Here is a 22,052-nt window from a genome sequence, read left to right as displayed (position 1 = left end):
TTCCGACTGGAGGCTGATAAGCGATGGCAATCACTTTACGAACCCAAATTCTGATGCTGCTCATTCCTCTACTTGCGGCATCGCTCGAAGCGCAGCAGGAGAAGTTGACCTTGCAACGGGCGGTCGAAGTAGCGCTTGATCAAAGCCCGGCGACGAAATTGGCTGCGGCTGATATCGCCCTAGCCAATGCCAGTGGGTCACAGGCAAACGCACTTCTCTTACCCCAGATCAGCTTTTCTGAGAACCTGACAGGCGGAAATGATCCCGTATATGCCTTCGGAACGAAGCTGCGCCAGCAAGTGTTCCAGCAATCCGACTTCAGTCTGAATAGTCTGAACCGTCCATCTCCACTGCAAAACTTCTCAAGTGCTTTTTCTGCTCGTTGGACGATGTTCGACTCGCTTCGTACTCAGCGTCAGATCGCAAGGGCATCGAAACTGAAGCAGAGCGCAGAAGCTTCAAAAGGTCGAACGGACCAAGAGACTATCTATCATGTTGTGACTGCGTACCAAGCCATCCTGATCGCCGCGCGCGATGTTGAAGTTGCATCACACGCGGTCGAAACTGCACAGGCACTCTATAACCAAAGTCGAGTGAGAGTGACTGCAGGATTCAGCGTTGAGTCGGATGCGCTCTCGGCGCAAGTGAATCTCGCGTCGCGGCAGCAAGAACTCATTCGCGCGCAGGGAGCGGAACAGTCTGCATGGGCCGAGCTCGATGCAGCAATGGGAGTCGTGGTACCGAAAGGCTCCCGCACAGTTGAGCAACTTACCGAGCACGATTTTCCTGTAGTTCTTTTAGAGGAAGAAATAGATCAGGCCATGGAGAATCGACCAGATCTCAAGGGGCTCGCACTGCAGGTAAGCGCACAGCAGTCGGCGGTTAGATCGGTGAAGTCCGAGTTTGGTCCACGTGTAGACACCTTTGGATCGTGGCAAACAGACAGGCACAGCTTCGCCGGAGTCGGGGGAAGCAGTTGGCTTGCGGGCGCCGAACTTCGTGTAGATCTGCTTCCGTTTGAAAAGCGAAGCCGCTTGGAGCAACAAAAGGCGTCGTTGATGAGAATGCAGGCTACTGAAGCGACGGCGAGAACCTTGGTCCGGGTTGAGGTCAGTCGCGCTTACTACAGCCATCAGTCAGCCGCGAAAACCATTGAGGTCGCTCGCAGCACTCTGGCGCAAGCCAGCGAAAGCCTCCGCATACTTCGCAATCGCTATGACGCCGGAATGGCAACTCTGACCGATGTACTACGAGCTGAAGACGCGGAACGCCAAAGCCAGAGCGGATATTGGCAGGCCGTCTATCAAAACGCGCTCAGCTTTGCTGCACTTCGTTTAGCTACCGGGAGCTTGACTCCGGAGCAGGTGAGGATGTTCCAATGACGAACTCTCGAAAGCTCTACTCTCTTTCAGTCGCCCTGTTGGCCGTTGTCGGACTGAGTGCCTGTTCCAAGAAGCAAGCGCCCGCTCCTGCCCCAGAGCTTGTAGGTGGCGTTCGCGTATTTCAGACCACAAGTAAAGTCATACCTGAAACCGTTGATGTAGTCGGTACAGTCCGAGCAAACGAATCTGCAACTCTCTCTGCCCAAGTGATGGGGACTGTCACAAACGTGGCTGTGCGCGAGGGAGATCACGTCCGGGCAGGGCAAGTTCTTCTGACTATTGATGATTCTCAATTAGCTTCACAGCTAAACCGCGCGCACGCATCTGTTCTGGCGTCTGAACAGCAGATTGCCGTAGCAAAGAGCGATGCGGCTTTGGCCGCAAGCACTCTCAAGCGGTTCGAGATTCTTAAAGCAGAGAAGAGCGTCAGTCCACAGGAATTCGATGAGGTTCAATCTAGGTCCAATTCTGCTTCCGCACGGCTCGAAATGACGAGATCGCAGCAGAATGAAGCCAAGGCGGCGGAAGCATCTGCCCGCACGATGCTGGGATATACCCGAATCCGCGCTCCGTTCGACGGGATTGTGACTGAACGAAAAGTTGATCCAGGAACAGTTGCAGCACCGGGGGTTTCACTTCTGTTGATTGAGAAAGGCGGTCCACTGCGTCTCGAAGCTGCGGTTGACGAGTCGCTTGTGTCCGAAGTTCGCATTGGCTCAATAATCCCCGTCATGGTTGAGACGCTTGGAACCTCTAGGCTCGACGGCAAAGTCACACAAATCCTTCCGGCTGCCGATCCCGCCAGCAGAAGTTTCCTTGTAAAGATCAGCTTGCCCCCCGTCGCTTCACTACGCAGTGGAATGTTTGGACATGCACTGTTGCAACGCGGCGCCACAAAGAATGCTCTGCTGATTCCCCGCTCGGCTGTCATTACTCGTGGCTCAATGCAAAGTGTGTACGTGATGGGCCCGAATCGCGTCGCAGGACTGCGTTATATCTCGACCGGGAATTCCAACAACGACCAGATCGAAGTCACATCTGGGCTTAGTGTGGGTGAAACGGTAATAGATTCGCCTGGAGAACGCGAACTTAGCGGCAAGCGAATAGAGGTTCAGCAATGAGCAGCCAATTTGGAATCGCAGGCCGAATCGCAAAGGCGTTCATCAACTCGAAATTAACGCCTCTCGCCATCGTGGCAGCGCTTCTACTCGGCATTGTGGCCGTTCTGGAAATTCCCCGCGAAGAGGAACCTCAAATCGTGGTTCCAATGCTCGATGTGATGACCGCTATGCCGGGCGCATCCCCAACAGAAGTTGAACAGCGAGTAACGACTCCACTGGAGATGATTTTGCGGGAGATTCCCGGGGTCGAGTATGTCTATTCGACATCCAGTCCGGGAACGAGTCTCATTATCGTGCGCTTCTATGTTGGAACCAAGCAGGAAGACGCACTCATCAAGGTCTACAGCAAGATCTATGCGAATCTCGATCGTATGGCACCAGGTGCATCTCCTTCGATAGTCAAGGCACGGTCAATCGATGATGTGCCAATTCTTTCGCTAACCTTGTGGGGGAAGAATTACGACTCGTATCAACTGCGACAGATCGCATCTGAACTGGAGCACTCAATCAAGCAGGTGGATGATGTATCGGAGACCCGCCTTCTGGGAGGTCAACCTCGCACGTTGCGTGTGGACTTGAGTGCATCGAAGCTTGCCTCCTACTCGCTGGCCCCCTCCGCCATAGTCGCTAAACTACAGTCCGCGAACGCCAAATTGGAAGCAGGTGAATTTTCGACGGGAAACGAGCAGATCAGGCTGGATGCGGGATCCATGTTCACTCGTCGCGAAGATGTCGAGCAGGTAGTAGTTGGGGCAAGCGGTAATCGTCCTGTTTTGTTGCGTGATGTTGCCGACAAGATCATCGATGGCCCGACTGATCCCACAACATATGTAGAGTACGGAATCGGTCGAGGTTCATTACTCGTTGATTCCCGTGCGCAAGTAGGAACAGAGCTTCCAGCCGTCACGGTCACTGTCGCAAAGCGCAAAGGCACAAATGCGACCAACATCGCCAATCATGTTTTGGAGAGGATAGCGGAGCTGAAGCGCACCTCTCTGCCCTCCGATCTCAACATCACAACCACCAGAAACTATGGCGAGACGGCGAAGGCTAAGTCGGATGAACTGCTGAAGCATCTTTTGTTGGCGACCCTCTCCGTCACTCTATTGATCGCAGTATTCCTGGGCTGGCGAGAGTCCGGTGTCGTACTGTTGGCCATTCCGGTAACGCTAGCACTTACACTGGGCATCTTCTATCTGCTCGGGTACACGCTCAATCGTGTCACTCTGTTTGCACTCATCTTTAGCATTGGCATACTGGTAGACGATGCCATTGTAGTGGTCGAAAACATCGTTCGACACTTCCGACTCCCGGAAAACAAAGGACGTCATTTGGGCGAAGTGGCGGTCGAAGCCGTTGCCGAAGTTGGCAATCCGACCATTCTCGCCACCTTCGCAGTGATCGCAGCGATCCTTCCGATGGCCACCGTACATGGGCTGATGGGGCCATACATGATGCCCATTCCGGTCGGCGCGTCTTCCGCAATGATGTTCTCCCTGCTGGTTGCTTTCGTGGTTTCTCCCTGGGCATCGCTCCGCTTGTTGCGATACACCGCAACCAGTTCGAAGCACGCCTCGCACCAGAAAGAAGACTGGGCAACAAGGCTGTACCGGCGTTTCATGACACCGATGGTCCACTCGGCAAAATGGCGAAATGTGTTCATTCTCGCGGTTGTATGTCTGTTACTGGCGGCTGTCGCTCTCATTCCGCTCAAGCTCGTGAAAGTGAAGATGCTGCCCTTTGATAACAAGAGCGAGTTTCAGGTCATCATTGACATGCCCAACGGAACGACTCTGGAGCAGACCGCCCGTGTCGGGCAGGCGCTCGGGCAATACCTAAGCCAGCAACCTGAAGTGGCAAATTACCAGTTGTATGCGGGAACTTCTGGTCCCTACAACTTCAACGGCCTAGTCAGGCACTACTACCTTCGCAGCAAGGCAAACCAGGCAGACATTCAGGTAACCCTTCTGCCCATAAAGGAACGGAGCATCCAGAGCCATGACATTGCCAAGCGACTTCGCCCCGAATTGCAGAGGATCGCTCAGCCGTTTGGAGCGCGAATCAAGGTAAGCGAAGTTCCGCCTGGCCCACCAGTCGTACAGACCTTGGTAGCCGAAGTCTATGGGCCAGAGCTTAATGGGCAGACCGACGTAGCGACTCGAGTTAAGCAAATCTTCCAAAAGACTCCTGGCGTAGTGGACGTGGACTGGTACGTTGAAGATCCCCAGTCGCAAGTCAACCTGGAAGTTGACCAAGAGAAGGCAGCGCTCCATGGAATATCGGCGTCGGTTATCAGCGATGCGCTTTCAACTCTGCTGAATGGAAAGAGTGTAGGTCTTCTGCATTCACCCGCATCACGTGAGGATGTCCCTGTCACTGTCCGCATGACACGTGCGGATCGGTCGTCAATTGATGCTATTGAAAGCACAAAGCTCACAGGCTCTGACGGTTCACTCGTCTCTCTACGCGAGATAACTAAGCCCGTAGTCACCACGCTGCAGCCCAGTATTTATCACAAGAACATGAAGCGCGTCGTGTACGTGACGGGGGATGTTGCTGGCGAAACGGAGAGCCCCGTCTACGCAATCTTCAAGATGAACGAGGCGCTCGAGCACCTGAAACTCCCGGCTGGGTACACCCTGCAAAGGTACAACGCCGTTCAACCGGACTCGACGGAACACTACGCCATGAAATGGGATGGCGAGTGGCATATCACGATCGAAGTATTCCGCGACCTTGGTCTGGCATTTGCCGGAGCTATGGTCCTCATTTATGTGCTTGTTGTAGGGTGGTTCCGATCGTTCATCATTCCGCTGGTGATCATGGCGCCTATTCCACTGACCCTTGTCGGGATACTGCCCGCTCACGCCATAATGGGTGCATTCTTCACCGCCACATCGATGATTGGCTTTATCGCGGGAGCCGGCATCATCGTCCGGAACTCCATTATCCTTGTCGATTTCATTGAGCTTCGTCGTTCACAGGGAATGGAACTGGCGGACGCAGTAGTCGATGCAGGTGTAGTTCGGTTCCGGCCCATGCTACTGACGGCTGCAGCCGTCGTAGTTGGTGCAAGCGTGATTCTCTCGGATCCAATTTTCCAAGGACTCGCCTTATCGTTGATGGCGGGAGAGGTTGCATCTACGCTCCTCTCTCGAATGGCAGTCCCTGTTCTCTACTACATGGTTGAATCGAGGATTCAGCAATCCACCAAAGCTGTGTCACCCGCTTTGACATTCGAGTAAGGAGTTCATATGACTGTGGAACGCGGTTTGAGATTTCTGGCGGGAGTCGTCATTCTCATCTCGGTCACGCTGGGAATGACGGTCAATCACAACTGGTACTGGCTCACTGCGTTCGTTGGACTGAACCTGTTTCAGTCGGCGTTCACAAACTGGTGCCCGGCGATGTACTTTCTGAGAAAGTGTGGGCTACGTTGATTGCACGCCACAATACACCCACAGTGCTCCAGGTGGAGAATTCACAGAATCACGGCGGCGGCAAATCAAGCCAATGCGAAACCAAAACCACGAACAGGCACCCAAAATAATGGCCGCTCGGTCTCAGCGGTCATTAGCAGGATAACTCTTTCGTTTTCTGGTACCGGGAGGGGGACTTGAACCCCCACAACTCTTTCGAGTCTGCGGATTTTAAGTCCGATCCATGGGGATTTGCAGGAAGCTGCACGGGGCTGCATGGTAATGAATAAACCAAATAAAATCAGTGGAATACATAGGCATCGTGAGTGCATGAAGTTGCATTGCGGTGCATAGAATCCAAGATCCAACAGGCACCAAAACAGGCACCAAGCACTTAAGGCATGCCTTTCCCAAAAATAACAAGATAGTTAGCGAAAACTCGTTTGCATAAGCAATCATCCGCCAGTTGCACAAGAGTGAATGAGGATTCCTGCGGGGTTCTGCGCTATATGAGTGAATTTGAAAATTAGTGGAGGTGAGGGGAGTTGAACCATTTAAGTCGTCGCACAATGTGTAAGTTACAGAGAACACATTCCGGTCATTCCGCTCGTTCCTGTCATTTCGTTGAGATTTGGCACGCTATTGGCACGTGGGAAGGGAAGTACCTTTAGGATCACAGTTCGATCTTCCATGAGGCCGTGTAGTTCGAGAAGAGACTCGACAGCGTCAGTAGGTGAGTTGATGATTCTGTTGAAGCCTACTCAGTACAGCGCGGTCATGTGCCACCATCGCGGCTGATGGCAGCGCGCTGACACAGAGAACGCGACCTCGATGATTTCCTTGATCCGCTTCATGATACCTTCTCCACTGACCCGAAAGCGTAGTCCATCACTACGCACTGATTTTCTGCTGAGCCATTTTGGGCGTGATTGATCCAGTCTGTTCCAAGGCGATTTATGCAGCTTTCGCGAGACGACAAGCAGTTCTCTCTTTGAGAACCCTCGCGACGGCGAATGCGAAATACTGAAAATCGTTGCCGTCGGACAAAGTCCGGGAGGTCGTCTAGGTGGCAGCAACTGCAAGTCCGTCAAAGCATCGAGATGCCGAGCCAACACCAATTCCAGGCAGAGATCGCGTTGGCTTCAATCTGCTGAAAGTGGCGGAAACCGCCGACGAGAACATCCGGGAGGGACGCTTCCAGCGGGGTCTTTCTCTGATTGCCGGGCTATCCAGTATCCTGAGCGGACTAGAGGTCACTTACGAGCACTATCGGGGGAGCTACAGTCGGCGGATTATGTACACGCCGGTGATCCTCAGCGCTGCGTTATTCGGCGCAGGGATAGCTGCTTGCAAGAGCAAGGAAGCAGCTAAAACGCTCTTACCCGCTGTCTCGGTGCTCACGCTGGCCGACGGCGCCGTTGGTTTCTACTTCCACGTCCGTGGAATCCAACGCAAGCCGGGTGGGTGGCGAATCCCAATTGTGAACGTGGTGATGGGACCGCCCGTGCTCGCGCCTCTTCTGTTCGGTACCAGTGCTTACCTTGGGCTGATTGCGTGCTATCTCCGGCGCGAGGGCGATCCAAGAGAAGAGCGCGTCCCGATAGCCGCTCACCAGAAAAGTTGGGCCACCTATCTCCGTCGTGATGCCAAACACGAGAAGATCAGTTGGGAACAGGATCTGCGAGAGGGACGATTCCAGAAGCACATGGCGGTTGCTACTGCCGCCTCGGCTTGCTTCAGCGGCATTGAAGCGCTGTACTCACACTACAAAAACAACTTTCGTTTCAAAATGCAGTGGACGCCCGTGATCATTGCGCCAGCGTTGATGTGCTCGGCCATTGCTGGCCATGAAGAGCCGCCACGCCTCTCACACCTGGCTGCCCGCGATGTCTGCCTTGGCCATCGCAGATGGTGCACTGGGCTTCTACTACCACGCACTGGGAGTCGTTCGCCGTCCCGGTGGACTAAAGATGCCGTTCTACAACGTCATGTACGGACCGCCAATCTTCGCACCGCTTCTGTTCGCCTCTTCTGGATTCCTGGGACTCCTAGCCAGCCTGCTCAGGAGAGAGTCATGACGACTCCAGCCAAGATGCGTCGCGAGTCATTGCCGGTAAATCCAAAGACCGGCATCTCGATAGAGCCGATGGCGCAGCCGGGCTACTATCCCGGTTATAGCACCCTCTCCCAACAGAAATATTGGGACGAAGCCACCCGCAAAGTCGTACTCGAACGCGTAAAGAACACTCCTGCGATTCGCTTCTTCTCCGCCGAGGAAGCGCAGCTGCTGACGGCAGTATGCGATCGAATCGTTCCCCAAGATGATCGGGATGAGGAGCACAAGATCCCCATCATGCCTTTCATCGACAAGCGCCTGCATGAGGGACGAATTGACGGTTATCGCTACGAGTCAATGCCTCCGGACCGAGAAGCGCACCGACTTGGACTCAAGGCTATCGATCAAATCGCTCATCATCTATATAGGGCAAGCTTCCTCGATATCTCACCCTCGGAGCAGGAACGTGTACTGAAGTCTATTCACGATGGCAATCCACCGGCGGCCACGGAAATTTGGAAGCAAATGCCCGCGCATCGGTACTGGATGCTGCTGGTGCAAGACTGTGTTGATGTCTACTACGCGCATCCCTTGGCGTGGAATGAAATCGGCTATGGTGGCCCAGCGTATCCCCGTGGCTACATGCGCTTGGAACGTGGCGAGGCAGAACCTTGGGAGGTGGATGAACAGAGATATGAGTGGGAGGCACCGCCCGACTCCGTTTCCGAAACTTATGAATTCATCGCGGGAGAGAGCGAGCACCGCGGCACGCCCGGACAGGGAGGGACGCATTGAAGTCGCCCCTGTTCGGGAAATTCGGTGCACCGCCGAATCGGCATATGCTCGGCCCGATACAGCACATCGACGTGCCGATGAAGAGGTATTCCGAAAACGAAGAAGTCGACTACTGCATCATAGGCTCGGCTCTGCAGGTGGCGTCCTGTTGCAGCGGCTTGCTCGCGCTGGCTTCCGAGTCATTGGATTTGAGGCCGGACCTTTCTGGGATACAGAACGTGACTGGGTCAGCGACGAAGCTGGATCGCACCAGTTGTATTGGGAGGATCTGCGCATCACGGGTGGCAAGGATCCGCTCGCCCTCGGAGCCAACAACAGTGGACGCGGCGTTGGCGGAGGATCGGTTCACTGGGCCGCCTTCACCCCAAGGCTGCATCCGTCGGACTTCCGCGTTCATTCCGAAGATGGAGTCGCCGTCGATTGGCCGATCAGCTACGACGACCTGAAACCATATTACGAACAAATTGAACTCGAGATGCCGGTGGCTGGCCCCGCTTACTATCCGTGGGGCGATCCGCACGGCTATCCCTATGGTCCCCATCCAATGGGCGGCGTAGGCGATGTTCTAATCCGCGGATGCACAAAGCTCGGCATCGGAGTCAGCGTCGGCGGACCAGTGGCGATCCTCTCCGGCGCATATGGCTGAATTCCGCCTGTCCGGGTTTTGATACTGGTCTCGCGAATTCCAGCGGTACTGTCGGTCGTTATCTCATGGCGCAGGCAGGCAACATCGTCCTGGGCCGCTTTGATGAACTCGTTCGCATGTATAAGGCCCCGCCCGCGCATGCCTTGACAGAAGAGTTTTATGAAACTGATCCCAAACGAGGCTTCGCCCGAGGATTTGCCATACAAACAGTGGGGCCATTGCCCATAGCATTTGCCAAGCAGATGATGGTCGCGAAAGGCGCATGGGGCTGGGGCATGCGCCGCACCATGATGGACTACAACCATTGGGCTGCCATCGCCCTACTTGGCGAGATCCTCCCCTGGCCCGAGAATCGCGTCGAACTTGCGCAAGAGAAGGATCGTTTCGGCATCCCCGTCGCGAAGGTAACGTTTAACTTGCACGAAAACGACAACAAGCTGATCGAGTTCGGCAAAAACAAAGTCATGGAAGTAATGTGGGCGGCCGGAGCAAAAGAAGTCGTGCAGGAAGCCCGCTACGCTCATCTGGTCGGTGCCGCGCGAATGGGAGATGATCCGCGCTCCTCGGTCGTGGACAAATACGGCCGGACACATGACATTGCTAACCTTTTCGTCTGCAACGGAAGCGTGATGCCCACGCAAGGCTCGGCGAATCCGGGATTAACCATCCAGGCGCTCGCGGCAAGAACTGCTGACTACCTGATCTCCCAAGGAACGGCCATCTTTTCGTCCAATCGCCGCGACACGGAGCGACCTCGCTTCCGCCCCAATCTTGCGCCGCCCGAGACTTGGGGAAAGGGTGTTCCTCGACTCACCTGAATACGACAAGATCATCAATGCCTAGCGACTCTCTCCTTATTCCCATCCCTGAATGACGCTGCAAAACGGACATTGGTTCAATCACACTCAAAGCTAAATTGCGCAAAAGGTGGATCGAGTCGGCTATGCCGCGTGGAAACGGAAAACTCGCATTACCGGTAAGTCGGCAAGTATGCCGCTCGAAAGAATGGCCGACGAGTTTGGTATCGCATAGTAAGTTCAAGGAACTCAGGGCGTCAGAGCATCTTGAAGTTCCGCAGATTCAGTGCCTGTGTAGGCCGAGTGGGGCTGCGCATATATTCCGATCAGGAACTCATTTTGTAATCTCGGCGCGTGCAAGGACGGTTGCGGTGGTGGAGGCCATGGAGTTGTAGTAGCTTACAAACCGTTGTGGCTCGGTAGCTTTGTACGGCGTTAAATTGTGCGCCCAGCGAAAGCCGATGGGCTGATACCAAAGTTCAACCTGTATATGGAACGGTCCTTTGTCCTCTGCGACTGGAACAGAATATGTGACCAGGTCACCACCGGCGGCGAATGCTGGATCCGCAGCTGCTGCTCCTACGACAGCAATATCTTTCCCGGCGCTCTGCTTATCAAATCCCGAGGGCAGCAGACGATTGTCTTTGAGATAGCCAATCGCGGCAAGCAGGCCAGTTGTTACATGGTTCTCCGAATCCTTGAGAATCGATTCGAAAATCTGAACTTGGCTTCCGCTCGTAATCTTCCGGTAATGCGGTTCATAAAGGCTCGGGTCCGCATCATTCTTGTTTCCTTGGATCGATCCGTTGGCATGGAGTGCGCCTGACTCAAACACAGTTTGTCCATCACGATCTCTCACGACGAAGTGCAGCCATGCTCTGCGCGACGGAAACGCAGTCGGGAGTTTGTGTCCGGTGAGATTTTCGACGAAGACGTCCATCTCGAGCCTGCCCGCAACAGTACGACTATCTCTGATTTCGACGCGAGCGGCCTGTTTCTGCAGAAAAGCAAGAGTGCCGTCGAACGCGGCGGTCAACTCCTGTGGAAGCGCCGCGACGCTGAGTTCGCTGCGGTATTGGTTCAGCATTCGCGGCATGAAGAAGTTGCCGCCCAAGAAGACGTGTTGATGAAGTCCTTCACGGGGAGTACCGAGGACGGAGCTGATGTTCACCGGTTCGTGCACCTCCGGCATGTGGCACTGCTGACAGCTATATTTGGCTGGGTAGTCGCTGTGCAGCCATTCAAGGTAGGGCATCTGCTCGGGCAAGTAACCGATAGGCTTGCCTCCTGGCCCGCGTGCAGTTGTGTACAACTGGTGGCACGAGCCGCACAGCGCTGAATCGCGAATGTGCTGCGCTTCGACAGGTTTGAATCCGCCCGTCGAGCTGTCCATGATGCGCTGATGACCGGGGGGAATGGCGAACGGACCGTACTCGGGACGGTCATTCTTGCCCGCTGGGTGCATGACTACAAATTCGCCATTGAAGCTTGCCCGCGTCCCAAGCTTATCTTTCGTGATCTGGTGGCAGACGGTACAGGAACGCCGTCTTCGGCTGCTGCCGCCCCTTTGCGCTGTTGGCTGAAAGGAAGGAATGCGAATACTTCTCCCTTTTGCCCCTGTGTTTTTGCCTGATACCGCTTAACAGGCATGTGGCAGACTGAACACTCGTCCTCAATATCGCGAGTGGCTTCAGGATGCTCGATGGTCTCTCGCCGGACGCTGGCTTGCCAGTAAGGATCGCGCGAGGAGTTTGCCATGATGCTCGCGCGCCAGTCGATGCCGATTGAAACGTCGCGTCCCGCGGGTGTAGTCAGCTGGTTGTGACAGGCCATGCATCGGTCTGAGGTGTGAAACTCAGGCTTGGGGCTGTCGTGACGTTCGCCACTCTTTAGCACCTGGGCAGAGAAGAGCGACACTGCGAAAAGCATGGCAAGGGCGATGAGTTTGCGTTTCATTACCATCCTTCCGTCAGTTTGCCGTCCTGCCAATCCCATAGTAAGTAGAAGACGACCTGCTTCTGTCGAGCTGCAGTGTCAGTGAACGGCACACGAAATCCAAGGTTTGCGCGTACGTGCTGGCGGCGGCTGAGTGTAACCTGCACCTCTGGGAGTACGTCCCAATCGGTTTTAGCACCTGTTGCCAGATCTCGGGCGGCGAGGAATTCAACCATGGGAGACCAGAGGCGTCCAAGTCCGTGGTTTGCTGCCAGGCTTTGGCCGATGGCGGAATTGAAGAACAGCGATTGCGGCGCAACGCTGGTGCGAAATGGGAGGTCAGCACCGGGTAGGCTTTCTCTGTAAGGATCGCGCGCGGAAGATTCAACTCACCTCGCGGCCAGTGGCGGTTTCCGCAAAACTGCCGGACATATGCAACGACATCCGCTATGTCTTTCGGATTTAACGCTTCTCCAAACGCGGGCATGATCTGCGAGAATCCTCGAGACGGACCACCCTGTTCAATTACTGCCAGGTACGCTGTGTCCACCTCGGCTGTGGTCTGATCGCAACGAGTGAAATCCGGGAATGTGTCCGCACGCTTGAACCCGCTGAGCACTTGTGGTGTGCCCTTCCCATCATTGCCATGACACGAACTGCAAGCGGATCTGTAGATCTGCGCCCCATGGGACGTATCAGCATGGAAGGAATGAGAGAGATACTGGGCGGCGGCAGGAGTAGACACAACCAGCGCCGCCAAAATGAGCATGAGCGCGGCCTTCTTCATGCAGACGTCCATGGCAGGCTTTGCACAATAGCTAATTTGGACGCGTAGAGAAAGAGGGAGGTTGCTGCTCTCCAGAGTGCGTTGAAGTCTGGGGCCCGTTATGACAGCTATGGTCTGATTGAGGAGGGCGACACCGGTGTCGAAAGATTGGGACCAGACTTTCGAACGCGAGCGTTGGTTTGTGTCCGCAATGTCCCGAGGATCTTCTCGCAACCTTTGTGTGTCAGCAACATCAAATACAGCAAAACAGGGCATAAGTGCCTCGTCAGCTACTTTTCAGTGGTGTAAACTGAGTCGGAATGGAATTATTGTTCAACCTCGTTTGGTTCACGCTCGCGATGGCGATCGCCGTTGCGGCCGGCCTACGTTGGAAGAGCGCGCCGCGCCGAGGGCTGCTCGTCATCGCAGTGCTCTGCGTTTGGGTGGTTTTGTTTCCCGCGATCTCGATGACTGACGATCTGCAGCAGGTTACGTTTGCGAGCGAGGAGAATCCTCAGGGAGTTGTTCTCTCGGAACTTCATCGCGACGCGCTTGCACATCCTCAATTGTGGTTATCGCTTGAACTTCTCTTGCTGCTAGTCATTTTGCTGCCTTCGCTAGAAGGCGGTATTCGCGGATCATACGTTGTGCCTGCTCCACTCGACGGGTTTCTCCGCCCCGTAGTCTCAAAGCCTCCCCCTGTCTGCCTCTCCTAAGTTCTTCCTTTTGATCCAGTTCAACTATTTGCACTGAGCACGCCCGTACCCGGGCCAACAACGAGATTCCATGAAGCGCACTTTTGTGCTGCTCATTGTGCTGCTTTCTACTTGCAGCTCATGGGCGGCAGATACACCCGATCGTCTGCTTACACTCAGCGAAGCGTTGCAGTGGGCGCGGCAGAACAGTCCTGCGTTCCGCTCGGTTCGCGCGCACGCTTCCGCCATCCAAGCCGGAGAAATCACGGCCGCGCTGCGGCCCAATCCTGTTTTCACTTCGGCAAGCCAGGATTTCAACGTCTTTCAGCCCTCTAGACTTGATCTCGCCAACGCGCAGGAGTTCACGAACAGTCTCGCGTGGACCTTCGAGCGTGGAGGCAAGCGCGGCGCGCGCATCGAGGATGCCAGACTCACAACGCAAGTTGCACAGCTCGGCGTCAGCGACAACGAGCGACAACTCGAATTGCAAGTGAAACTCGCCTTCGTGAACTTGTTGCTGAGCATCGACACCCTGAAGCTCGCGGAAGAGAATCTGCGCGAGTATGGGCAGGTCATTGAGGCCAACCGGCTCCGCCTTCAAAGCGGGGACATTAGTGAGACCGACTTCGACCGCATCAAGATAGAAGAAGCGCAGTTCCAGACAGACCTGCTTTCAGCGCGCGCAGCGATGCTGCAGGCGCGTTCGCAATTTGCCACGCTGCTGGGAATATCCGATTCCTCGCGCCTTCAAGTGGAAGGCGACCTCACTCCGCCTACGCTGCGAAACTCTCTGACGGAATTGCAAGCGAGTGCGTTATCACGGCGTCCGGATTATCTCGGCGCGGTGCTCGGCACTGCAAAGGCACTCGCGGACACGCGGTTGGCGCGGGCGAACGGCGCGGCAGACGTGACGGTTCAGCCCGAGTACAAGCGCAACGGGCCTGACAACACACTCGGCGTCACCTTTTCCTTGCCGCTTCGCATCTTCGACCGCAACCAGGGAGAGAAGCTGCGTGCCGCACGCGACCTCGAATCGGCGCGACTCGCCGAAGAGGCCGTCAGGCTCCAAGTCGTCTCCGACGTGCAGCAGGCGTGGGATGGATACCAAGCCGCGCTTGAGCGTCAGAGGCTCTACTCTTCCGACTATCTCAAACGCTCGCAGTCGGTACTCGAGCGTGTGACGTTCAGCTACCAGCACGGCGCGACGAGCCTGCTTGATTATCTCGACGCAGTGCGCAGCCATCGTGAGGTGAGCCTCGGTGCGCTCAATGCCAACGCCCAAGCCCTTTCCGCAATCCACCAGCTCAGTTTTGCTTCCGCAACGGAGTTACTGCCATGAATAGACTCTTAATCGCTCTCGCGTTCTGTGCGGCGCTGATGACGGCCACATCCTGCAAGCGCAGTTCCGCTAAGGAGCCCACGCCCGCGCGCCAGATGGAGCTCAAGACCACTCAGGCCCAGGTTCGCCACGTCAGCCAGGCGCTCGACCTTCCGGCGCGCGTGCAGGCCGATCCGGCACGCGTAGTGCGCGTCTTTCCTCCCGCTGGCGGCAGATTGGTTCGTGTTGCGGTGCGCCCTGGAGACTTCGTCTTCAAAGGACAGACCGTTGCCATACTCGAAAGTGGTGACGTTGCGCAAGCGCGCTCCGATCTGGTCAAGGCGCAGGCCGAGTTCGAGCGCACCGAACATGCATTGAGCCGCACCAAGCTGCTGCTCGATCACAAAGTACTCAGCGAGCGCGAGTTCGAAGACGCGCAAGCGGCGCAAATCGAAGCCCGCAGTGAGCTTGAGCGCGCCCACGGACGCATGCGTGTCCTTGGCGCTTCGGAGAAGGGTTCGAGCAACGAAGTGGCAGTAGTTTCGCCGATCTCCGGCACAGTGCTCGCCCTAGGCGCGAGTACAGGAGAAATGTCGAAGTCCACCGACAACGCCGAGCCTATCTGCACCATTGCGGATCTTTCGAAGGTCTGGCTTACCGGAGACGTATACGAAAAAGACCTGTCCATCGTGCGACCCGGGGCCGCAGTTGAGGTCTCCGTCAGCGCGTATACCGACCGCCATTGGTCGGGCACGATCACCAACATCTCCGATGCAATCGATCCTCAAACGCGCACAGCGAAACTTCGCGTAGTGCTGGAGAATCCGAAGCGCGAGCTGAAGCCGGAAATGTTTGCCGCATTGCACCTCAGTCGTCCCGCTACGGACGTGCTCGTCATCCCCGCTTCGGCTGTATTGCATGAAGGTGGCGACAGCACTGTGATGGTGAAGAGCGCGAGCGGTTACGAGCGCCGCCTTGTCTCGACCAACTCACTAAACAGTACAGAGGTCATCGTCTCCTCCGGCCTGAAACCGAGCGAGGTCGTCGTGAGCGAAGGGGCTGCACTGTTGCGCGGAACGGGAGACGAGTAATGCGCGCATTTACCACGTTTCTGCTGCGCTATCGCACGCTCGTGCTAATCGGTCTGGGAGTCTGGCTGATTGCTGGTGTGTACACGTTCCTCAAACTTGACGTTGAGGCTTATCCAGATCCCTCGCCGCCGCTGGTCGAAGTCATCACGCAAAACCCATCGTGGTCGGCGGAAGAAATCGAGCAGCAGGTGACTGTGCCGGTGGAGAGCACGCTGAATGGCGTGCCGCACATCCAGTACATCCGCTCGATCAGCATCTTCGGACTGAGCGACGTGAAGCTCTACTTCGAATTCGGGAGTGATTACCTTAAGGATAAGCAGGAAGTTCTAAACCGTCTGCAGACGCTGCAACTTCCTTCCGGGCTGCAACCGCAATTGTCGCCGTGGTCAGCCACTGGAGAGATCTACCGTTTCCAACTGAGCGGCCACGGCTACAGCTCAAACGAACTCAAGGCCACCGCTGACTGGCTCGTCCGGCGCGAACTCAAGCAAGTTCCCGGAATCGTCGACCTCACCATCTTTGGCGGTACCACGCGCCAATACCAAGCCGAGGTCGATCCCAACAAACTGTTGCAATACAACATCACGCTGTCGCAGGTTGTGAACGCCGTGCAGAGCAGTAACGCCAACGTGGGTGGCAGCTATCTCTCGCTCGGAAGCCAGGACGTGAATGTGCGCGGCGTGGGACTTCTCAAGAACATCGACGAGATGCGCGGAATAGTGCTTGCCGCGCGCAATGGCGCTCCCGTCTATCTTTCGGATGTTGCCGAAATCCACGAAGGGCAACAGCAGCGCTTAGGCAAAGTAGGCGTCGATGACGAAGCGGATATCGTGCAGGGCACCGTGTTGCTGCAAAAGAACGAACAGTCTCTGCCCGCGCTCGCCGGATTGCACGACGAGATCAAGGAATTGAACGACAAGCTTCTTCCGATGGGGATGAAGCTCAAGACCATCTACGACCGCACGCAATTGATCCAGGTAACGACTAGCACCGTACGTCACCTCGTGCTCATCGGCGTCGGGCTTGTGCTGGTTCTGCTGATTGCGTTTCTTGGCGACTGGCGCATGTCGCTCATCGCGGCGCTCAGCATACCTGTCGCATTGCTGTTCGCTTTCGGAATGATGGAGATCTCCGGGCGTTCGGCGAACTTGATTTCCCTCGGTTCTATTGACTTCGGGATTCTTGTTGATGCCGTCATCATCGGCCTCGACCAGATCCATCGCCGTCTGCGAGATCGCCCCGAGTACCAGACACAATACGAAGCAATCGCCGAGGCCGCGGCGGAAACCGCACGCCCCGTATTGTTTTCCGTGCTCATCATCGTGATCGCACTTTTCCCGCTGTTCACGATGAGCGGCGTCCCAGGACAGATATTCGGGCCGATGTCGATTGCGTATGGCTTCGCGCTCGCTGGGGCTCAATGCTTCGCGTTCATTTTCACACCGGTGCTCGCCTCCTACGGGGGGCAGTCTGCGCAGCACCGCAGCACTCGCCTTGTGCACTGGCTTTCGCGCAGGTATACGCGGCTACTGAATTTTGTGCATCGCAAGCCGGTCATGACTATCACGCTTTGCGCGTTGCCGCTAATAGCGGCAGTCCTGCTCCTGCCATTCCTCGGGGGCGAATTCATGCCCAAGCTCGAGGAAGGAAATCTCTGGGTTCGTGCCACGCTGCCGCAGGATGTCTCGTTCGAGACCTCGGTCAACCTTGCCGATCAAATCCGCAACGACCTTCGCCAGTACGCTCCGGTCACGCGCGTCATCTCGCAAGTCGGACGCCCCGATGACGGAACCGACGCCGCCAGCTTCAACAACGTTGAGTTTTCCGTGCAGCTCAAGCCGTTCTCTGAGTGGCCATCCGGGTTGACCAAGGAGAAGCTGATCGAAGAGATGAGTACCGCTATGCAGAAGTATCCCGGCGCAGTGTTCAACTTCTCGCAGAACATCCAGGACAATGTTGAAGAAGCCATGTCCGGCGTTAAGGGCGAGAACTCGCTCAAGCTCTTCGGCGACGACTTCGACGTTCTCACAGACCGCGCCACGCGGATCGCCGCCGTGATGCAGAAGGTGCCCGGCATCACCGACCTCGGCGTGTTCCATGTCAACGGCCAGCCGAACCTCGTCGTCTCTATCGACCGCTCCGCCGCGAGCCGCTACGGATTGATGGCGAACGATGTGAACGCGGCCGTACAGGGCGCAGTCGGTGGAATCACGGCCACGCAGGTATTGCAAGGCGACCGGCGCTTCGACTTCATCATTCGCTACAAACCTGAGTTCCGCGAGAACGTGGAGGAGATCAAGAATATCCTCGTTCCCACCGCCGACGGCTCGCGCATTCCGCTGGCGCAAATTGCGACTGTCTCAATCCGCAATGGCGCCTTCATGATCTACCGCGAAAACGACCGGCGCTATATCCCGATCAAGTTCAGCATTCGCGGACGCGACCTCTCCACCACCATGGAGGAGTTGCAGCGTCAACTCGAAAATGACGTTCAGCTTCCGCGTGGCTATCACTACGAGTGGGCGGGAGAGTACGACAGCCTCAAGAAAGAGCAGCACCGATTGAGCATTGTGGCGCCGGTGACGCTTGGCGTGATTCTGCTGACGCTTTATCTCGCGTTCAATTCGTTGACCGACGCGCTTGTTGTGCTCGGCACCCTTCCGCTCAGCCTGTCTGGCGGAATACTCTGCCTCGTGCTGACGGGAACACCGTTCAGTATCTCGGCGGCGGTAGGCTTTGCTTCGGCAATCGGCGTCGCCACCCTTGGCGCTCTAGTCCTGCTCAGCGCCATACGGCGTGAACAACAAGCGGGACTGTCCGTTGCTCATGCCATTCGCGATGGCGCCATGGAAGAGATGAGGCCCATCTTGATGGCCTGCCTCGCAGCTGCGTTCGGACTACTGCCTGCGGCCGTCTCGCACGGTATCGGCGCCCAGGCGCAACAACCCCTTGCGCGCGTAGTGGTCGGCGCGATGGTAACGACGATTCCGGTTGTCCTGCTCGCATTACCCGCGTTCGACCTTTGGCGCTCATCGCGCATGGCACAGCAACAGCCCGAATCCGTTCCCCAGAGTGAAAGGTAGGTAGTTTCAATGTCGAGAAGAGTACTTTCCCTTCTAACATTGCTACTCATAGCGCTTCCTTCGTGGAGCCTAGATGTGCCCCAGATCAAGCGACACAAAATGTGGTACGAGGGCCGCGTCATTTCGGTAAGTGATGGCGCATTCGCCTTCCGTACGCGATGGCATCCCAACCGGACAGTTCATATTACGAAAGCGAGCGTGATCACATGCGGCAAATATCCGCTAGACTTGGGCGCCCTGCGGGCGAATGACCTGGTGGAAATTAACGCTCTCTCGAACGGTGATGACATACTCGGAACAAAAATCAGGATTCATGCACCTGGCAAGGAGTGCCAGGCGCGCAAGACAGATACGACCTCTGCGGGCCTGCCACACTGACTGCTTGTAGGGATTCTGTAGTAGGCAGTATCGCTGGCAGCTACAGAGAATACATTCCTCTCATTCCGATCGTTCTGGTCATTTCGTTGAGATTAGGAAACTATTGGCACGTGAGAGTTGCACCGGGTCGGGCTGGGTAAGGGAAGGGAACTGAATCCGATCTGCCGTAGGTAGAGGGCCTCAAGAAGGGACTCGACTGGGAAATCTCATGCAACATACTGACTTCATTGCAAATAGCTCAATGAAATCGAGTTAGGTAGTTCCCGAGAATTCCATATAGTCCACCATTTCTACCAATATCCCGTGATTCAACCTTTCTTTCCGTGCTATACCGTAGTACGGAATTGATCCAATCGGCATCAGTTCTGAACCTGTCCCCGAATACGTTTTTCAGATTCAGCGTCTTTCATTTGGCAGCTGTGGAGGCGTCCGAGAGTGATCGCCGTCCCTGTTTACGGCATGGAAGCCACAAAGGCCTCTTGAACTCTTGTACCCACACTAAAGTGGCTCGCCACTGGCAACAGGGAACAACGGACGCAGTCAGTTCGGCATTTTATCCTCCTCAACCGCAGCTTTCGCGCCGCACACGCGGCGCAGCTGAGGAGCCTGCAGGTCTCATACAACCTGTGCGGTCCGGGGAGATTACTCGCGGGGGACGGAGCTCTCATCCGATTCTTAGACGTGCCGCTCCCGGCGCTGTATATACGTCCGGTACCTGCCTGTGGTCCGGTTCGGCAGGTCCGGTCTGGGATAACTCTATCCTTTGTATGGTCCGCCGCCTGACTGCAAGGGGAGATGGTTTGGAGAAAGTACAGTCTGCGTCTATGTATCCGGCCTCTGATGGAGAATGTTCTCCGGGCTCACGATGATGATTCGCGCGTGCTGATCCTGATTAGGTGAGCGGTCTGTTACCACACTCAAGTATGTGCCAGGATTTTCAGCAGCTCCGATAAAATGCGCTCCGGCCCGGGCTTCCAAGCCGATCAATGATGCTTGCAGGTTCGCAGCGTAGGTGTTGAGGTCGAACAGGCAAATACGGTGCTGCATTGGTTCGCGGTCGGCTCGGCAGCCCCATTGTCAGAATCCTTTGACAAATCAAGTCCAAGAATTTTGACTTTTATCCCCTGCGTTCGTGACTGCCGTGCGAGGGTGCCAACGTTTTCAATCACTTACCCCTTTGGACGGTTGGCAAAGGACATGCTTTTCCCTTGGGCGGGGTGGATCTTCAGGCCACTCACTCCAAAGGAGAACAGCATGAGAAAGCTTTGTACGAGTTTCGCTCTGACCTCGCTGGTTGTACTCGGGCTTGCGTGTTTCGCAACTGCAACAACAAGCAGCAAGACTGTTAACAATCTACAGGCCGCGTTCAATGGCGAGAGTAATGCCCATGCCCGGTATCTCGCATTCGCGGAGAAGGCCGACAAAGAAGGATATGGAGAGGTCGCAAGCCTGTTCCGTGCCGCTGCAAAAGCGGAAGAGACGCACGCCGGCAATCATGCGGCGGTCATTAAGAAACTGGGCGCAACTCCACAGGCCAAGGTGGAAACTCCGGATGTGAAATCCACGAGGGAGAACCTAGAGGCCGCAATCAAGGGCGAATCATACGAGCGCGACACAATGTATCCCGAGTTCTTGAAGCAGGCGCGACTGGACGGGAATAGGGACGCACTGAAGACGTTTAACCAAGCAAAAACTGCTGAAATTGAACACGCGAAGCTCTACTCCGATGCACTCGCGAAACTGGCACAGTTGAAAGGATCGAAAGCAAAAGAGTTCTATGTGTGTTCGGTCTGCGGGTACACCATCGCAAAGATTGACTTTGCGAAGTGCCCATCGTGCTTTAACCCAAAAGAGAAGTTTGTGAAGGTTGGCTAACGGACGCGGGCCGTCCTTGGCGGCGGCCCAACCATGTACCTGGAGGAGAAACACTATGTTCCAATTTCCACCTATTCCGAGCTGGGACGCGCTGCACCCGCTAGTCATTCACTTCCCGATCGTGCTCCTGCTGGTAGCGCCAGTGTTCATTATCGCTGGTGCGGTGATGCAGCCCTTAAAGGGCCGTGCCTATCAAATCGCTGGATTTGCTCTCATGGTGATGGGGACAATTTCGATCTTTGTTGCCACTCAAACTGGTGAGGCCGCCGGAGAATTGGCAGAACGGACACAAGGTGTAAACCAATTGTTAGAGACGCACGAGACACTCGCAGAACGGACCCGTGTCGTTTTCAGCGTGCTTACCGTGATATTTGCTGCGCTGCTCTTCGTACCGAAAGTATTTAAGCTTTCTGCAAACAGGACGTTGAGCACCACACTGCCATTGGCGTTCTTGGTACTCTATTCGGCAGGAACACTGTTGCTCGTCAACACTGCCCATAACGGCGGCAGGCTGGTACATGAGTTCGGCGTGAGGGTACTTGTAACTCCAACGCCCGGTGCTACGCTGCCAAATGCACCTCTCTCTGATGGTGGGTTGGAGCAGAACGACAAGGACTGACCCCGACCACCATGTAACTCACCGCTTTCCGCACCTTGGGTGCCGGGGCTAAACTGTTCGAAACTAGTGCAGTGGA

The 22,052-nt window shown here is 55.8% G+C and carries 18 protein-coding genes and 1 pseudogene; 14 read left to right on the top strand and 5 right to left on the bottom strand.

Features of this window, described 5'->3' with window-relative positions; genetic code table 11:
- The first annotated feature begins 23 nt into the window (after positions 1–23).
- From AC6IZD_RS11255 to AC6IZD_RS11225, 7 genes are all read left to right on the top strand, one after another.
- Positions 24–1,382 carry a TolC family protein gene (locus AC6IZD_RS11255; RefSeq protein WP_497783411.1) on the top strand — a complete coding sequence of 453 codons (1,359 nt, stop codon included), beginning with the start codon at positions 24–26 and terminating at the stop codon, positions 1,380–1,382.
- Entirely contained in the window at positions 1,379–2,503 is a 1,125-nt protein-coding gene (locus tag AC6IZD_RS11250; protein ID WP_497783410.1) for an efflux RND transporter periplasmic adaptor subunit, read from the top strand. The genes AC6IZD_RS11255 and AC6IZD_RS11250 overlap by 4 nt, the downstream gene beginning before the upstream one ends.
- A complete protein-coding gene (locus AC6IZD_RS11245; protein WP_497783409.1) occupies positions 2,500–5,748 on the top strand; it encodes an efflux RND transporter permease subunit in 3,249 nt (1,082 codons plus the stop codon). Before AC6IZD_RS11250 ends, AC6IZD_RS11245 begins: the two co-directional genes overlap by 4 nt.
- Before the next feature lie 9 nt (positions 5,749–5,757).
- A complete protein-coding gene (locus AC6IZD_RS11240; protein WP_497783408.1) occupies positions 5,758–5,943 on the top strand; it encodes a YgaP family membrane protein in 186 nt (61 codons plus the stop codon).
- A 1,045-nt stretch (positions 5,944–6,988) separates the two neighbouring features.
- Complete coding sequence (locus AC6IZD_RS11235; protein WP_497783407.1) at positions 6,989–8,773, top strand: gluconate 2-dehydrogenase subunit 3 family protein; 1,785 nt, start codon at positions 6,989–6,991, stop codon at positions 8,771–8,773.
- Positions 8,774–8,921: 148 nt separating this feature from the next.
- On the top strand, positions 8,922–9,419 hold the full coding sequence (locus AC6IZD_RS11230) for a hypothetical protein (RefSeq protein ID WP_497783406.1): 498 nt from the start codon (positions 8,922–8,924) through the stop codon (positions 9,417–9,419).
- Positions 9,420–9,484: 65 nt separating this feature from the next.
- Entirely contained in the window at positions 9,485–10,237 is a 753-nt protein-coding gene (locus AC6IZD_RS11225; protein ID WP_497783405.1) for a GMC oxidoreductase, read from the top strand.
- 313 nt (positions 10,238–10,550) lie between these two features.
- Here AC6IZD_RS11225 and AC6IZD_RS11220 read toward each other — a convergent pair whose 3' ends face one another.
- The 4 genes and pseudogenes from AC6IZD_RS11220 to AC6IZD_RS11205 all read right to left on the bottom strand — a co-directional run.
- Positions 10,551–11,681 (bottom strand): hypothetical protein, encoded by a 1,131-nt coding sequence (locus tag AC6IZD_RS11220; protein ID WP_497783404.1) that lies wholly within the window; start codon positions 11,679–11,681, stop codon positions 10,551–10,553.
- 2 nt (positions 11,682–11,683) lie between these two features.
- The gene (locus AC6IZD_RS11215; protein WP_497783403.1) at positions 11,684–12,172 is read right to left on the bottom strand and encodes a hypothetical protein; all 489 of its coding nucleotides are present in this window, start codon (positions 12,170–12,172) and stop codon (positions 11,684–11,686) included.
- A complete protein-coding gene (locus tag AC6IZD_RS11210; protein ID WP_497787603.1) occupies positions 12,172–12,387 on the bottom strand; it encodes a hypothetical protein in 216 nt (71 codons plus the stop codon). The genes AC6IZD_RS11215 and AC6IZD_RS11210 overlap by 1 nt, the downstream gene beginning before the upstream one ends.
- 245 nt (positions 12,388–12,632) lie before the next feature.
- Positions 12,633–12,920 (bottom strand): annotated as a pseudogene (locus AC6IZD_RS11205) (c-type cytochrome); the annotation flags it as partial.
- Between the two features lie 317 nt (positions 12,921–13,237).
- Here AC6IZD_RS11205 and AC6IZD_RS11200 point away from each other — a divergent pair.
- The 5 genes from AC6IZD_RS11200 (at position 13,238) to AC6IZD_RS11180 (ending at position 19,482) form a co-directional block, all read left to right on the top strand.
- The gene (locus AC6IZD_RS11200) at positions 13,238–13,633 is read left to right on the top strand and encodes a hypothetical protein (protein WP_497783402.1); all 396 of its coding nucleotides are present in this window, start codon (positions 13,238–13,240) and stop codon (positions 13,631–13,633) included.
- A 70-nt stretch (positions 13,634–13,703) separates the two neighbouring features.
- On the top strand, positions 13,704–14,951 hold the full coding sequence (locus tag AC6IZD_RS11195) for a TolC family protein (RefSeq protein WP_497783401.1): 1,248 nt from the start codon (positions 13,704–13,706) through the stop codon (positions 14,949–14,951).
- Positions 14,948–16,021 (top strand): efflux RND transporter periplasmic adaptor subunit, encoded by a 1,074-nt coding sequence (locus AC6IZD_RS11190; RefSeq protein ID WP_497783400.1) that lies wholly within the window; start codon positions 14,948–14,950, stop codon positions 16,019–16,021. Before AC6IZD_RS11195 ends, AC6IZD_RS11190 begins: the two co-directional genes overlap by 4 nt.
- On the top strand, positions 16,021–19,104 hold the full coding sequence (locus AC6IZD_RS11185) for an efflux RND transporter permease subunit (RefSeq protein WP_497783399.1): 3,084 nt from the start codon (positions 16,021–16,023) through the stop codon (positions 19,102–19,104). Before AC6IZD_RS11190 ends, AC6IZD_RS11185 begins: the two co-directional genes overlap by 1 nt.
- Before the next feature lie 75 nt (positions 19,105–19,179).
- On the top strand, positions 19,180–19,482 hold the full coding sequence (locus AC6IZD_RS11180; RefSeq protein ID WP_497783398.1) for a hypothetical protein: 303 nt from the start codon (positions 19,180–19,182) through the stop codon (positions 19,480–19,482).
- An 822-nt stretch (positions 19,483–20,304) separates the two neighbouring features.
- Here AC6IZD_RS11180 and AC6IZD_RS11175 read toward each other — a convergent pair.
- Positions 20,305–20,529, bottom strand: a complete 225-nt coding sequence (locus tag AC6IZD_RS11175) for a hypothetical protein (protein ID WP_497783397.1) — start codon at positions 20,527–20,529, stop codon at positions 20,305–20,307.
- 207 nt (positions 20,530–20,736) lie between these two features.
- Here AC6IZD_RS11175 and AC6IZD_RS11170 point away from each other — a divergent pair, with 207 nt between their 5' ends.
- Positions 20,737–21,357 carry a rubrerythrin family protein gene (locus AC6IZD_RS11170; protein WP_497783396.1) on the top strand — a complete coding sequence of 207 codons (621 nt, stop codon included), beginning with the start codon at positions 20,737–20,739 and terminating at the stop codon, positions 21,355–21,357.
- 55 nt (positions 21,358–21,412) lie between these two features.
- Positions 21,413–21,976 carry a DUF2231 domain-containing protein gene (locus AC6IZD_RS11165; protein WP_497783395.1) on the top strand — a complete coding sequence of 188 codons (564 nt, stop codon included), beginning with the start codon at positions 21,413–21,415 and terminating at the stop codon, positions 21,974–21,976.
- The last annotated feature ends 76 nt before the right edge of the window (positions 21,977–22,052 follow it).

It is taken from the genome of Koromonas humicola (assembly GCF_059726255.1).
Note: the sequence above shows the minus strand (reverse complement) of the source record. Positions and strands in the feature narration are given on the sequence as shown.